Genomic DNA, 13,006 nt, shown 5'->3' on the forward strand with positions numbered 1-13,006 from the left:
GCGAGTCTACCGGCGGGGACGTAGGCTCAACCCATGACAGATGGGACGATTGCGGTGATCATCGCGGTCTCCGCCTTCGTGATCGGCCTCGCTGGACTCGTGCTCGCGGTCACCATCACGCGCCGCATCGGCACACGGGATCCGATTGCCATTCCGCCGTTTTGGCGCAAGGTGCTGAGAATCAAGTCGTTACCGGTGGCGCTCCAAGGCGAGTTCGCCCCGACCAAGCGCGGTACCGACAGGATCGCGTTCATCGCCAACCCCACCAAGTCAGGCGTGGCAGAGGTGCGCGAGCAGGCGATGCGCGCGTGCTCGATCCGATACTTGCCGCAGCCTATGTGGCTGTACACCACCGCAGAGGATCCTGGCCGTGCGGCCGCGAGGGAGGCCCTCGACGCCGGAGCCGACGTGGTGGTGGCCATTGGCGGCGACGGAACGGTGCGTGCGATTGCCGCAGAACTGGCGGGAACGGGCGTCCCTCTCGCGATCATCCCGATGGGCACAGGGAACCTGTTCGCCCGCAACCTTGAGCTTCCCCTTGGCGACACCCCCACCCTGCTGCGCATCGCGCTCGAGGGTGAGAACGCGGCGATGGACGTGGGTTGGCTCGACCTCGACAGGGGGCCTCGCGCTCAAGACGAGCGCCACATCTTCTTGGTCATCGCCGGCGCCGGCCTTGACGCTGAGATGGTTGCAGGCGCCGACGAGCGACTCAAGCGGCGACTCGGTTGGATCGCCTACTTCTTTGCTGCGCTCAAGCACCTCGGCACGCGTCGCATGACCGCTTCGGTGTCGGTCGACGGCTCTGACGAGGTCACCACCCAGATGCGGACCGTCCTGTTCGCCAACGTCGGCAAACTCCCCGGCGGCCTCATGCTCGTTCCCGACGCCTCGGCAGAGGACGGCTGGATGGACGTCGCAACTCTTGATGCCCGCGCGGGCATCGTCGGCTGGACCGCCCTGTTCGGCAACGTCGTCGCCCAAGGTGCCGGACTGCGCGTGCCAGACGTCATGAAGGCTTACGGCACCTCGCGCATCGACCATGCTCGCGGCAAGTCGATCGTGGTGTCGATGAGGCAACTGCACAAGGTCCAGGCCGACGGAGAGGGCCTAGGGCTCGCGCGGAGGGTGACCGCCAAGGTCGATCCTGGAGCGCTCATCGTGAGGCGAGCCGTCAGGTAGGGATGTGCGGGCTACTGGCCCTCGCCGCGCTTCAGCGACTCGACCCACGCGTGCGCATCCCAGAAGTCGTCGTTGCTCGTGCCAGAGGCGAGAGGCGTCACCTCGCCGTGCGCGGCCGGGTACGAGCCAAGGAAGACGACGTGCGGACACGTGCGCTTGAGGCCGACGAGGGCCTCCGCTAGACGCGCCTCGTGGATGTGGGCCAGAGCATCGATCGAGAACGAGTACTCGCCCGGGCGGTCGCCGCGTGGGCGCGACTCGATGCGCGACAGATTGACGCCTCTCGCGGCGAACTGTTCCAGCATCTCGAGCAGGGCTCCGGAGCGGTCCGTCGGCAAGTGGACCACCAGGGTGGTCTTGTCGGCTCCGGTTGCTGGCGGGGCAGGTTGAGGCCGGCCCACCTTCACGAATCGGGTGGCCGCTGAGGAGTTGTCCGCCACCCCGTCCGTCACCAGGTGGAGGCCAAGACGTTCCGCCGTCCCAGGAGGCGCGAGCGCCGAGTCAAAGTCGGCCGTGCCGTCGGCAAGCGCTACGGCCGCCGCCGTGTTTGACGTCGTCGAGACCTGAATGACGTCCGGGAGGTGAGACGCGAGCCACCGGCGGCATTGGGCCAAGCCGTGCGAGTGCGCCGCCACGCGAGTGATGGCATCAAGTGGCATCGGTGAAGCGGCGACCAACTCGAAAGCGACGGGGAGGATGACCTCCTGGAGGATGATGAGCGGCTCGCCTTGGGCAAGAGTGTCGAGCGTTGCCGTCACGCCGCCCTCGACCGTGTTCTCGATCGCCACCACAGCGAAGTCGGCTTCCCCTTGGCGTACCGCGGCGAGTGCGCTCGGGACGTCGATCACTGGCATCGGTTCCGCGTCTGCGCCCGCGGTCATCGCACGCATGGCCGCGTCGGTGAAGGTGCCTTCTGGACCAAGGTATGCGTATCGCGGCGCGCTCACTCGACGGGCTCCTGCACCTGTGCGTCGCGAAGGTTCGCGTCGCGGCTAGCGATGTGGAATGCGTCTTCGACTGCGTGCTGGGTTGATCGCAGCGACAAGCGAATGCGGCGCGAGCTGATGGCCATCATGACGTCACGGTACTGGCCAGCGCGCGCCAACGGCTTCACGACCGACTTCTTCGCTGCGCGATGACGCATCTCGCATTCCACTTCGGTGACGGTGAGCCCTGCGTCGATCACGTCGAGAGTGAGTCCCGTCTCCAGGCCTGCACCATGGGACAGCGGCAGAGCAAACTCGAGTGCCTCCCGAGTCAGACAACGCACGCGACTGAGCGGCTGAATGGGACTCCAACCCGACAGCGACGCGATCGCCTTTCTTGCGGCGCCTGCAGTCGCGCCTGTCGACCTGGCTCCACCGTCGGTCAGGCCGATCGCCAAGTCGGCCACATTCTCCAGCACGGCCTCGACCAAAGGTGCGGCACCTATCGCCGCATTGCCAAGGCCCGGCTCCATCAAGAGCACCGCACGCGGCGTCCTGCCCTCTTCGTCGCGCATCCCGATCACGGCGGCACCGGTCTCGATCGACGCCGAGCGCCCGCGCCGGTGCGAGTGGCGCACCACCACTGCGCCCGCCTTGCGAGCGAGTTGCTGAGTGTTGTCTGCCGATCCGTCGTCAACAACGAGGACCAAATCGACCCCTGGGATGGCGCGGGAGGCGCGCACCGTCGCCGCGATGCGCCTCGCCTGATTGTGGGCGACGATCAGGACTGCGGCCGTGGACTGCGAGGGGGCATCTGACGCCCGGTTCTTGGCCGCCGTCCGACCAGCGCGTGCGGGTGACCGGCGCGCCGCACCAGGCGCCTTGGGGGGCTCGGATCGTGGTTTCGCCACGCTCATAGCCTAGCCAGTTTTGTGGCAGTAGATGAACCCCTCTTTACCCATACATGGGAGGACCGTGACCCGCTAGGGCCTGCGCCAACGCCGTCGAGATGCGAGACTTGGGCCATGCACGAACGCGCAGGCACAGTTGCCCTCCCGGAAGACCTCATCGACGTCGACGCCCTGCTAGGCGCGTACTACGACCTGGTTCCCGATCCACGCATCGCCGACCAACAGGTGGTGTTCGGAACGTCGGGCCACCGCGGTTCCTCTCTCGATACCGCCTTCAACGAGGCCCACATCGTGGCGACCACGGCGGCGATCGTGGAGTACCGGCGCAATCGGGGCACCGATGGCCCCCTGTTCATCGGCAAGGACACCCACGCGCTCTCCGGCCCTGCTCAAGAGACGGCGGTCGAAGTGTTGGCCGCCGCAGGAGTCGAGGTCAGGATCGATGCACGCGACGGCTTCACGCCCACGCCGGCCGTGTCTCTCGCCATCCTGGTCGCGAACGGCGCGGTCGACGACGGCGGCCTGCGGACCTCTGGAAGCGGCCTTGCCGACGGCATCGTCATCACTCCCTCCCACAACCCGCCACGCGACGGTGGGTTCAAGTACAACCCGCCGCACGGCGGTCCCGCGGACTCCGATGCGACCAGTTGGATCGCGGCGCGCGCGAACGAACTTCTCGCCGGCGAGTGGCGTCAGGTGCCGCGATTCCAGTACGCCAAGGCAGTGGCCGCTGACAGCACGCGGGGCTTCGACTTCCTCGACCTCTACCTCACGCACTTGCCCTCCGTGATTGATCTCGAAGCCATCCGGCAGGCCGACGTGCGCATCGGTGCTGACCCCTTGGGCGGCGCGGCCGTCGACTACTGGGGCGCCATCGGCGAAGAGTTCAAGCTCAACCTCACGGTGGTCAACCCCAAGGTCGACCCTGCCTGGGCTTTCATGACTCTTGACTGGGACGGCAAGATCCGCATGGACTGCTCGTCCGCCCATGCGATGGCAACCCTGCGTGACCTCATGTCTGCCTCGGATGCGCCGTATGACATCGCGACCGGCAACGATGCCGACTCCGATCGCCACGGCATCGTCACCCGCGACGGCGGCCTCATGAACCCCAACCACTACCTCGCCGCGTCGATCGCGTACCTGTATGGAGGAGCACGGCCGGAATGGCGGGCCGATGCCAAAATCGGCAAGACCCTTGTCTCGTCGAGCCTCATTGACAGGGTCGGGGCAGACATCGGCCGCACCGTCGTTGAGGTTCCCGTCGGCTTCAAGTGGTTCGTGCCGGGCTTGCTCAATGGCGAGGTCGCCTTCGGGGGCGAGGAGTCAGCAGGAGCAAGCTTCTTGCGCCGCGACGGTCGCGTGTGGACCACCGATAAGGACGGTCTCATCATGTGCCTGTTGGCATCGGAGATCACCGCAACCACGGGATCGTCTCCCTCGACGCTGCACCGCTCGCTCACGCACAAGCTGGGTGAGTCTTGGTATGCGCGCGTCGATGCGGCCGCCACCAAGGACCAGAAGGCTGCTCTCGGCAAGCTCAGCCCCCAACAGGTCTCGGCGAGCACTCTCGCTGGTCAGGACATCACGGCCAAGCTCACTGAGGCGCCAGGCAACGGCGCCAAGATCGGTGGACTCAAGGTGACCACCGACGATGCGTGGTTCGCTGCACGCCCGTCAGGCACGGAAGACGTCTACAAGATCTACGCGGAGTCGTTTGTATCTGAGTCCCACCTGGGCGAGGTCCAGCAAGCGGCGCGGGAACTGGTGTCGGAGGCGCTGGAGGGCTAGGAGCTCCGGCCCCGTCATTTCGGTACCACACGCGCGTAGCGTCGTCCGGTGGCACCGCTATGGTGTGTGCCAGACGGGACGATCTGCGTCCCCGTGAAGAGGGTGCGATCATGCCGAAGACCACCACAATGCTCGCAGGCACCCGGCGCCAGGTGGCCGCCGCGACCATGAGCGCCATCGCGATGCTCGTCCTCAGCGGTTGCTACACCATGAAGACCGAGAACATCTATCACGTCGATGGCACCATGGATGCGACCATCCTGATTGCCATGGACGAGAGTCTCATCGAAGACCAGGTGGGCGATGTGGAGGACCCTGCGGCGGCCTTCACTGACCAGATGCTGAACGATCCCAGCATGACCGAACTCACGCAAGAGTTGGGCGACAAGGTCAATGTGAACCCTTACGCAGAGGAAGGTCAGGTCGGCATCGTGATGACGATGACCGGCGTGACCCCTGAGGAAGTCGCCAAAGCCAACGCCACGCAGAACGCACCCGCAGGCGAATCGACGCTGAGTGTCGAGGACGGCACGATCACCTTGCACTATGTCTCGGACCCTGAACTCATGACCGGCTACGACGAGTCGATCGCGTCCTTGGAATCCATGGGAATGGACGTCAACGCGCTGGCCGCCGTGGTCGACCTGGAAGCGCGCCACACGTTCCCCGGCCCCGTCCAGTCGACGACGATCGGCGAGATCGATCCCGAGAACCCGAACTCCGTCATCATCACTGACCTCACGGAGATCAACAGCTCGCTCGACTACACGATTGTGGCGTCCACCGGATCCGACAGCGGCTTCTCATGGCAGTGGTTTCTCATCATCGCGCTGATCACCTTGGCGGTCATCGGCGCCACGGTGGCGTTGCTCGTCACCCGCTCGCGTCGGGCTCGTTCCGACACGTGGGTAGGAAACCAGTCCGGAGTCGTTCACGACGGCTCAGTCGACCCCGCAGCCGCGCCAATCGCCGGCGGCGCGTTCTTGCCGGACGGCTCCACCGGCGACGTGCCGCGGCAGCAGTAGCGCCTACGCCTCGCGCGGCTCCGGGCCGTGTCGCTCCGGGCGTCACGCCGTCTCCGTGTCACGCTCGACCTATGCATCGTTGGCGACTTGCCCTGCTCGCTGCTGTGGGCGCGCTCGTCCTGAGCGGCTGCCTGCGATTCTCAGCCGACCTCACCGTCGAACCGGATGACACGGTCTCCGGACAGTACGTGGTCGCCGTGAAGAAGGGCACTGCCGAGAACTACGGCATGTCGGATGCCGAGATGGCCAAGGAGTTGTGGGCCGACTACCCGAGGGCCGAGACGCTCAAGGACGCGACGTTTGCCGACTACAGCGCCGACGGCTTCGTGGGGATCAAGGTGACTTTTGCCGACGCTCCGCTCGCCGACTTTGCCCCCACCGCCTCGGATTGGGGTATCGCCCGCGTCGGCGACGATTTTGTGGTCTCGGGGCCTTCGAACGCCGTGACTCAAGCGGCTCAAAGCGAACTGCCAGAAGGAAACGTACTGAGCGACCTGGCCGATGCCGAATTCACGGTAGGAATCACGTTCCCCGGAGATGTGATCGAGCACAACGGCAGCGCGGCCAATCGGACTGTCACGTGGAACCTGAACGACGCCCCGCCGGAACTCTCGGCGCGCGGCAGCGCCATCCCAAAACCCGACCGGGCCACCCCGCTCGCCTGGTTCGCGGTGGCGGTGCTGCTGGTAGGAGCGGTGGCATACGGTTCGGCCGGGCGGATCGCGCGCCGAAATACCTAGCCGGTTCCCCGTGACTATGGCAGGGTGATGCACATGAATCGCATCGCACGGGCCACAGTGCTCAGCCTCATCGCCGCCATCGCCCTGAGCGGCTGTGTGCGCTACAACGTCGACATCACGCTGAGCTCTGACGACACTGCCTCGGGCTCCGTGGTGACTGCCGTGCAATCTGGCATCGCCGAGCAACTAGGCGCGGAGTCCGATGCCGCCGCGCTCGAAGAGATCTTCGCTGACAGTCCGTTCGAGGACGACGCCAGCGGCTTCTCGGTCAAGGACTACGAAGACGGCGACTACATCGGCAAGGAGTACTCCTTCGACAACATGGAGCTCAGCCAGCTCGATGCGTTCGCGGACATGTTCACCATCGAGCGCGTCGGAGACGAGTTCGTCGTCTCAAGCGACACCGCGCCGACTCCAGAGGAAGAACTGAGCGAGGTGCCCGCCGGCGCCGAGTCTCAGCTCTCGATCACCTTCCCCGGCACCGTGACCGACCACAACGGCACCCTTGAGGGCAACACCGTCACGTGGGACCTGTTCTCCCAAACGGAGCCTCTGTCAGCCACGGGAAGTGCGACCTCCGGTAGCGACTTCCCCGTGTGGCTCGTGATCGCCGCCGTGCTGATCCTGCTCGTGCTCGCGGCCGTCGTGGTGGTCGTGATCGTCGCCGTTCGCAAGAAGGCTGGCGACTCGCCTGCGCCGTATCAAGAGTCGGCCACTGGAGATTTCTCCCCTCAACCGCAGCCGGTGCAAGACCTCGGAGCGCCCCCCGCCCCACCTGCGCCGCCAGCTCCGCCAGCCCCGCCGGCCCCACCGGCCCCGCCGGCACCTCCCGCTGAGTCAGAGGACAACAAGGAGTGATCAGAGCGGTCGCGCGCGCGGCGGTGTTGCTCACCGTCGCCACGGTCGTGACCGGTTGCGTCACGTTCGAGTCTTCCAACACGTTTACGGAGCAGGGCACGGTCACTCAAGACCTCACCCTGGCCATGACTCCTGCAGCGGCGGAGCAGATCGGCATTGACCTCGACACTCTCACCGCCGAGGCCTTCACCGGGCCCGACGCCGCGGACCTTGGCATCGACCCAGAGAAGGTAACCGTCGAGGATTACGTCGATGGCGACCGGCGCGGTGTCCACATTGTCGCCGAGAACCTGACGCTTGAAGAGTTCAACGAGGCCTCCCAGTCGGGTGCAGGTGCAGTAGGCCAAGGATTTGGCACACCCATGACCGTGGTCCGCGAAGGCGATGTGTACGTGGTGACCGTTCCAGCGGACCCCTCGCGCGACCTCGCGGATGTGCGCGGCGCCGGTTCGCTGGGCCTCATTGCCGACTCCATCGACTTTGCCATCACGTTCACCTTCCCTGGGCCCGTCAAGTCAACGACCGCTGGTCGGGCGGAGGGCAAGACCGTAGTTCTTGGCCTTGAAGACCTGCTGACGCCAGAGGAGATCGTGATTCGCGGACAGGCCACCGAGGCCATCGCCTGGGGACCGATCCTCAAGTGGACCGGCATCGGCGCCGTCGCACTGATCATCGTTGGCGGCGCGGCGTTCCTCGTGTGGCAAGACAAACGTCGGACGTCGCGTAACACGCTTCCGCCTCCGGTCGCAGCCCCTGAGGACGGGGGCGACGCTCCGTCCAACAACGTCGACGACTCTGGCGAAGACGACGATGGCGACGGCACGAGAGGCAACGAGGGGCCGACCCCCTGACGGTGGGGGTTGTCGCTCTCAGGTGAGAGCATGTCCTACGTGTCCAGCCCCTATCGTCCGCTGCTTCTGAAGCCTGGAGCGCGCCAGTTCGCGCTCGCGGGTCTCTTGGCGCGCCTGCCGATCTCGACGTTCAACATTTCGGCCATGCTGATGATCCAGTTGCAGTACGACCGGTGGGAGGTCGCCGGGCGCGTCGTCGCCGTCGGCGTCGGCGTATGGGCACTTCAGACCTTGCCGACTGCACGATGGGTCGACCGCAAGGGCCAAAGAATGATGATCCCGCTGACGGTGTTGTTTGTCATCGGGACCACCATCCTGATCGCCACCGCGATGACTCGCGGACCAGAGCCGCTGCTCTGGCTCGGAATCGGCATCGCGTCGCTGTCAGGACCGCTCGGATCACTCACCCGGGCGCGGTGGTCGCACATCCTGGACAACGACGACGACATTCACACCGCGTTCTCCCTCGAGGGAGCTTTGGACGAGGTGCTGTTCGTCGCCGGTCCCGCAGTGGTGACGGCCCTCGCATACTCGGTTCACCCCGCCTCCGGTCTCCTCCTGGCCGCGGCCGGCATGGTGGGCGGAATCACGCTGCTCCTTGCCCAAAAGGAAACCGAACCCCCCGCTCAGGGCGAGGGCGACTCGGGCGGGCTGGGTTTCAAGGTGCCACCCGCAATCTTCGCGGTGGCGGCCGTCGCGATAGCGCTTGGCGCCATGTTCGGCGCCCTCGACATCTCGACCGTGGCGTTCGCAAAGGAACTCGGCCATGAGAAGTGGGCCGGTCTCGTCATCGGCGTGATCTCTTCCGGATCCTTCCTGGGCGGACTCGCGTACGGAGCACGCCGTTGGCGGACCCCGCTGTGGAAGCGCCTGGTCATTGCGTCAGTGGCCCTCGCCGCCGGGTTCGTCGTGCTCGCGAACATGCCCAACCTGTGGCTCTACACCGCGTTCGGCTTCGTGGCCGGCATGGGTATCGCGCCCCTGATTACCAGCCAGGACTCAGTGGCCCAGCGCGTCGTCAAACAAAGCCAGTTGACAGAGGGCATGGCCTGGCTGCGCATCGGTTTGGGAGCCGGCGTGGCGCTCGGCAGTTGGCTGAGCGGCCGCTTCATCGACCAGTTGGGGCATGGAGCAGGGCTCCAGGTGATGGCATGGTCCGCCGTAGCCATCGCGGTGTTGGCCATCGCAGGCTCGCCGTGGGTGCGGCGCGACACGGAAGCCGCCGACCGGCGCAGGGGCATCATGAGCGAGCCCGGTGATATGGAACCGCCCGTCGAGGCTCACGGCGACCAGCCGCCCATCCCGCCCATGGTCTAGGCGCTTGCGCGATAGCGTGGAGACTATGGCTCCTCGCATCGCACTGGTCACGACACAAGACCTGCCTACGATCGACGCCGACGAGGCACTCCTGACGGCGCACCTGCCGGGCTCCCAAGTGGTCGCCTGGGAGGACGAGTCCGTGCAATGGGCCGACTACGACCTCGTGCTGGTGCGCTCGACGTGGAACTACACCGAGAGACTCGCCGAGTTCTTGGCATGGGCCGAGCGCGTGGACAGTGTGACGCGCTTGCGAAATCCGCTCAGCGTGATCAAGTGGAACACGAACAAGCGCTACCTCGCCGACCTTGACCGCGCGGGCATCCCCGTCGTCCCCACCACCTACGTCGCGCCTGGCGAGGAGGCTCCCGATGGTGCGCTCGCCGGGCACCTCGTCGTCAAGCCGACCGTGGGCGCTGGTTCGAGCGGCGCGGCGCTCATCCGTGATGACGCCGACGCTGCGCTTGCCCACGTTCGCGCCCTGCACCAGCAGGGCCATGTCGCGATGATTCAGCCGTATTTGTCCCACGTCGACACCCACGGCGAGACCGCGCTCATATACGTCGATGGCGGCTTCTCGCATGCGGCGCGCAAGGCCGCGATCCTGTCCCGCGACATGGAGTGGAGCACCGGTCTCTACGCAGACGAGAAGATCGTGCCAGCAAAGGCGACCGCTGCGGAGCGCGAACTGGGAGATCGCACCGTGTCGATGCTCGAAACCCTTGTGCCAGGTGGCGGCGAGGTGGCGTACGCGAGGGTTGACCTCCTCCCCACCGACAACGGCCCAGTGGTGCTGGAACTCGAACTCACCGAACCATCGCTCTTTCTTGCCGTCGACGCCGCGGCCCCTGGCAACGCCGCCGCCGCATTTCTCAAGATCGCCGACAGGCAAGCGCAGGCAACGCCAGAGGAGGGAAGTGAATCATGAGCAACGACAGCCAGTGGGCTACCCCGCCCGAGCACTCTGCAGCGGCCGCGCCGCAACCCGCAGGGAGGAATCCCTCTGGCGAGCGCACCGACAGCAACTGGCTAGGGATCACGTCGCTGGTGCTCTCGCTGGCGACCTTCGTGACCGGTGTGTCGTGGATCGCGGGGATCGTTCTCGGCCACATGGGCCTGGCCGCCGTGAAGCGAGGCGAAGCGAGCAACCGCAGCTTTGCCCTTGCCGGCGTCGTTATCGGCTGGGTGTTCGCCGCCCTGACCTTGTTGGCGATCGCGGGCTTCTTCCTCTTCCTCTTCGCCGTGAGATCGTCCTAGCCCTGGCGGCGACAAAGCCGTAGCGCCCGCCGCCCGTTGCCGACGCTTGACGGACGCGTCGGCGGAGGCCACGCTGAGGTCGAACGTCACGCCTGTTCAGCGAAGAAGGGACGGTGGAATGCGACGCGAGTTCGCACTCCCAGAGGAGCGCCCTCAGATCGTGATGACAGAAGAGGTGAGCGCGCCCATCGACAAGGCGTGGACAGTTCGCTTCGAGCCCCTCTACCTCGCGCAGTGGTGGCGGCCAAACGGCTACGTCAACCCGATCGTCGAAGTTGATCTCGTGCCGGGTGGCAGGTGGCGGATTTCCCAACGGGATCCTGAGGGCAATGAGTTCTCGTTCTACGGCGCCTTCACCGCCGTCGACGAGCCGCGCGTCGCGGTGCAGTCCTTCAGGACCGAACTGTTTCCGACGCTCGAGTCAACGATGACAACCGAGTTCACCTCCCACCCTCGCGGCACCACGATCGTGACCACCCACGAGCTTCCCGATGCGAACTGGTTGCGCGGCTATCTGCGCCTTGGCGCCCTGGAGCGCATGGCGGAGTCTTCCGAGCACTACGGGCACTTATTGGCTCACTTGAGGCCCCGCCCGTCAGCGTCGTGACGCCTTTCACGCATCATCTGGAACGACTTCTCATATTCCCCCTCGCGCTCACGCACAAACGGCTGTAGGATTGTTGCTACATCCAACAAACCTGTGCGACATGGTCGACGCCATAAGGGAAAGCCACGCACCCGCGCCGACGGCCCTACCCGGACGTCGACGGAAGGACACCACCCCTTATGCACGACGTCGAACCCGCGCCCTTGACCAGCGAGATCGAGATCAACAGGCGCTCCGACAAGGTCGAGTCGCCTCAGCAGTACTCCAACTGGCGCGACTACGCATTCTCGGAAGTTCCAGAGGAAGACAGCAACCACCGCCGCTAGTCCGCGAGCGCTGCGTGACACACTGGGTTCATGGCCGAACCCAACCCCTTTGACCAGGTTTCTCTCGATCGCCTCCGCGAACGTACCAGCGCCAAATGGCGCCGATATGACGCCGACGTTCTGCCCCTGTGGGTCGCGGAGATGGACGTCAATCTTGCGGCGCCGATAGCGAACGCCCTCGAGCACGCGGTCCGCTCGGGCGACACTGGCTACCCTGGCTCGACGCCCTACGTTGAGGCATTCGTCGAGTTCGCCCGCTCACGGTGGCAGTGGCCGACGCTCGATCCCGCCCTCGTGCGGCCCGTCGCCGGTGTGATTCCTGGCTACACCGACGCGCTGGTTCAGGCTGCAGGTCACGGCGGCCACGTCGTCGTCACCTCTCCCGTCTACCCACCCTTCTACTCCTATCTGCGCGAAGCGGGCCTGACCGTGGTCGAGGCCGTGTTGAGCGACCAGATGAGGATCGACCCTGTCACGCTCGATGCGGCCTTGGCACAGGCCGGGCGTGACACCGATGCCGGCGTTGCCGTGTTGCTGTGCAACCCCCACAACCCTGGCGGAACGGTCCACACCAAGGCCGAGCTCGAACAGCTCGCGAGCATCGCTCGCCACCATGACGCCACGGTGGTTGCGGACGAGATCCATGCGCCGCTCGTGTATTCGCCTGCCCAGTTCACGCCCTACCTCTCTGTCGATGGCTCCGGCATCGCGCTCCACTCCGCCTCCAAGGCGTGGAACCTCGCCGCCATGCCTGGAGCGCTCATGGTGTTTGGGCACGAAGCGGCCGACGCTCACCGCATCTACGCGGCAGGCGCCCACCACTGGCCGGGCCACTTCGCAGTGATCGCCCAGACTGCCGCCTACTCCCAGGGAGCGGCGTGGCTCGACGCCGCGCTCGCAGGCCTCGACGCCAATCGACACGTGCTTGGATCACTCCTCGCGGAACACCTACCCGACGTCGGCTACCGCATGCCTGACTCCACCTATCTGGCGTGGCTCGACTGCACAGCGCTCGGCCTTGGCGACGACCCGGCCGCGGTCTTCTTGGAGCGCGGACGGGTCGCGCTGAACTCTGGCCCGACCTTCGGCACCGGGGGCGCAGGTCACGTGCGCCTCAACTTCGCCACGAGCGGCACCGTGCTGACGGAGGCGGTGCGCCGCATGGCTTCCGCACTGTAGGAGCCGCTTGCCTTTCCGTGCTCGGTCGCCTGCCGC

14 protein-coding genes are annotated in these 13,006 nt (G+C 66.0%); 12 read left to right on the plus strand and 2 right to left on the minus strand.

The window, feature by feature from the left end; genetic code table 11:
- The first annotated feature begins 33 nt into the window (after nt 1-33).
- Nucleotides 34-1,182, plus strand: coding sequence for a diacylglycerol kinase family protein (locus LGT36_RS10910; RefSeq protein ID WP_226095929.1), 1,149 nt, complete (start codon nt 34-36; stop codon nt 1,180-1,182).
- Nucleotides 1,183-1,193: 11 nt separating this feature from the next.
- Here the strand turns inward: LGT36_RS10910 and pheA are convergent, their stop codons facing one another.
- Both pheA and LGT36_RS10920 read right to left on the minus strand, forming a co-directional pair.
- A complete protein-coding gene (gene pheA / locus LGT36_RS10915) occupies nt 1,194-2,129 on the minus strand; it encodes a prephenate dehydratase (RefSeq protein ID WP_226095925.1) in 936 nt (311 codons plus the stop codon).
- Nucleotides 2,126-3,025 carry a glycosyltransferase gene (locus tag LGT36_RS10920; RefSeq protein WP_226095923.1) on the minus strand — a complete coding sequence of 300 codons (900 nt, stop codon included), beginning with the start codon at nt 3,023-3,025 and terminating at the stop codon, nt 2,126-2,128. Before LGT36_RS10920 ends, pheA begins: the two co-directional genes overlap by 4 nt.
- Before the next feature lie 108 nt (nt 3,026-3,133).
- Between LGT36_RS10920 and pgm the strand changes: the two genes are divergently transcribed.
- The 11 genes from pgm to LGT36_RS10975 all read left to right on the plus strand — a co-directional run bounded on the left by pgm (nt 3,134) and on the right by LGT36_RS10975 (nt 12,970).
- On the plus strand, nt 3,134-4,810 hold the full coding sequence (pgm, locus tag LGT36_RS10925) for a phosphoglucomutase (alpha-D-glucose-1,6-bisphosphate-dependent) (RefSeq protein WP_226095922.1): 1,677 nt from the start codon (nt 3,134-3,136) through the stop codon (nt 4,808-4,810).
- 110 nt (nt 4,811-4,920) lie between these two features.
- On the plus strand, nt 4,921-5,835 hold the full coding sequence (locus LGT36_RS10930) for a hypothetical protein (protein ID WP_226095921.1): 915 nt from the start codon (nt 4,921-4,923) through the stop codon (nt 5,833-5,835).
- Nucleotides 5,836-5,906: 71 nt separating this feature from the next.
- A complete protein-coding gene (locus LGT36_RS10935; protein WP_226095920.1) occupies nt 5,907-6,575 on the plus strand; it encodes a hypothetical protein in 669 nt (222 codons plus the stop codon).
- Between the two features lie 33 nt (nt 6,576-6,608).
- On the plus strand, nt 6,609-7,433 hold the full coding sequence (locus tag LGT36_RS10940; protein ID WP_226095919.1) for a hypothetical protein: 825 nt from the start codon (nt 6,609-6,611) through the stop codon (nt 7,431-7,433).
- Nucleotides 7,430-8,284: a hypothetical protein gene (locus tag LGT36_RS10945; protein ID WP_226095916.1), complete on the plus strand. Its 855-nt coding sequence runs from the start codon at nt 7,430-7,432 to the stop codon at nt 8,282-8,284. Before LGT36_RS10940 ends, LGT36_RS10945 begins: the two co-directional genes overlap by 4 nt.
- Nucleotides 8,285-8,314: 30 nt before the next feature.
- Nucleotides 8,315-9,601, plus strand: a complete 1,287-nt coding sequence (locus tag LGT36_RS10950; protein ID WP_226264678.1) for an MFS transporter — start codon at nt 8,315-8,317, stop codon at nt 9,599-9,601.
- Between the two features lie 25 nt (nt 9,602-9,626).
- A complete protein-coding gene (locus LGT36_RS10955) occupies nt 9,627-10,529 on the plus strand; it encodes a RimK family alpha-L-glutamate ligase (RefSeq protein WP_226094613.1) in 903 nt (300 codons plus the stop codon).
- Nucleotides 10,526-10,858 carry a DUF4190 domain-containing protein gene (locus LGT36_RS10960; RefSeq protein WP_226095373.1) on the plus strand — a complete coding sequence of 111 codons (333 nt, stop codon included), beginning with the start codon at nt 10,526-10,528 and terminating at the stop codon, nt 10,856-10,858. Before LGT36_RS10955 ends, LGT36_RS10960 begins: the two co-directional genes overlap by 4 nt.
- A 118-nt stretch (nt 10,859-10,976) precedes the next feature.
- Nucleotides 10,977-11,465, plus strand: coding sequence for an SRPBCC domain-containing protein (locus LGT36_RS10965; RefSeq protein ID WP_226095374.1), 489 nt, complete (start codon nt 10,977-10,979; stop codon nt 11,463-11,465).
- 179 nt (nt 11,466-11,644) lie between these two features.
- Complete coding sequence (locus LGT36_RS10970) at nt 11,645-11,791, plus strand: hypothetical protein (RefSeq protein ID WP_226095375.1); 147 nt, start codon at nt 11,645-11,647, stop codon at nt 11,789-11,791.
- A 30-nt stretch (nt 11,792-11,821) separates the two neighbouring features.
- A complete protein-coding gene (locus tag LGT36_RS10975; protein WP_226095376.1) occupies nt 11,822-12,970 on the plus strand; it encodes a MalY/PatB family protein in 1,149 nt (382 codons plus the stop codon).
- Nucleotides 12,971-13,006: the final 36 nt, after the last annotated feature.

Source organism: Demequina sp. TMPB413, from assembly GCF_020447105.2.
GTDB lineage: Bacteria > Actinomycetota > Actinomycetes > Actinomycetales > Demequinaceae > Demequina.

Coding starts and splice junctions, on each gene's coding strand:
- LGT36_RS10960 (WP_226095373.1), top strand. CDS start 10,526: ATGAGCAACGACAGCCAGTGGGCTACCCCGCCCGAGCACTCTGCAGCG.
- LGT36_RS10935 (WP_226095920.1), top strand. CDS start 5,907: ATGCATCGTTGGCGACTTGCCCTGCTCGCTGCTGTGGGCGCGCTCGTC.
- LGT36_RS10975 (WP_226095376.1), top strand. CDS start 11,822: ATGGCCGAACCCAACCCCTTTGACCAGGTTTCTCTCGATCGCCTCCGC.
- LGT36_RS10940 (WP_226095919.1), top strand. CDS start 6,609: ATGAATCGCATCGCACGGGCCACAGTGCTCAGCCTCATCGCCGCCATC.
- LGT36_RS10970 (WP_226095375.1), top strand. CDS start 11,645: ATGCACGACGTCGAACCCGCGCCCTTGACCAGCGAGATCGAGATCAAC.
- LGT36_RS10965 (WP_226095374.1), top strand. CDS start 10,977: ATGCGACGCGAGTTCGCACTCCCAGAGGAGCGCCCTCAGATCGTGATG.
- pgm (WP_226095922.1), top strand. CDS start 3,134: ATGCACGAACGCGCAGGCACAGTTGCCCTCCCGGAAGACCTCATCGAC.
- LGT36_RS10950 (WP_226264678.1), top strand. CDS start 8,315: ATGTCCTACGTGTCCAGCCCCTATCGTCCGCTGCTTCTGAAGCCTGGA.
- LGT36_RS10920 (WP_226095923.1), bottom strand. CDS start 3,025: ATGAGCGTGGCGAAACCACGATCCGAGCCCCCCAAGGCGCCTGGTGCG.
- LGT36_RS10930 (WP_226095921.1), top strand. CDS start 4,921: ATGCCGAAGACCACCACAATGCTCGCAGGCACCCGGCGCCAGGTGGCC.
- LGT36_RS10910 (WP_226095929.1), top strand. CDS start 34: ATGACAGATGGGACGATTGCGGTGATCATCGCGGTCTCCGCCTTCGTG.
- LGT36_RS10955 (WP_226094613.1), top strand. CDS start 9,627: ATGGCTCCTCGCATCGCACTGGTCACGACACAAGACCTGCCTACGATC.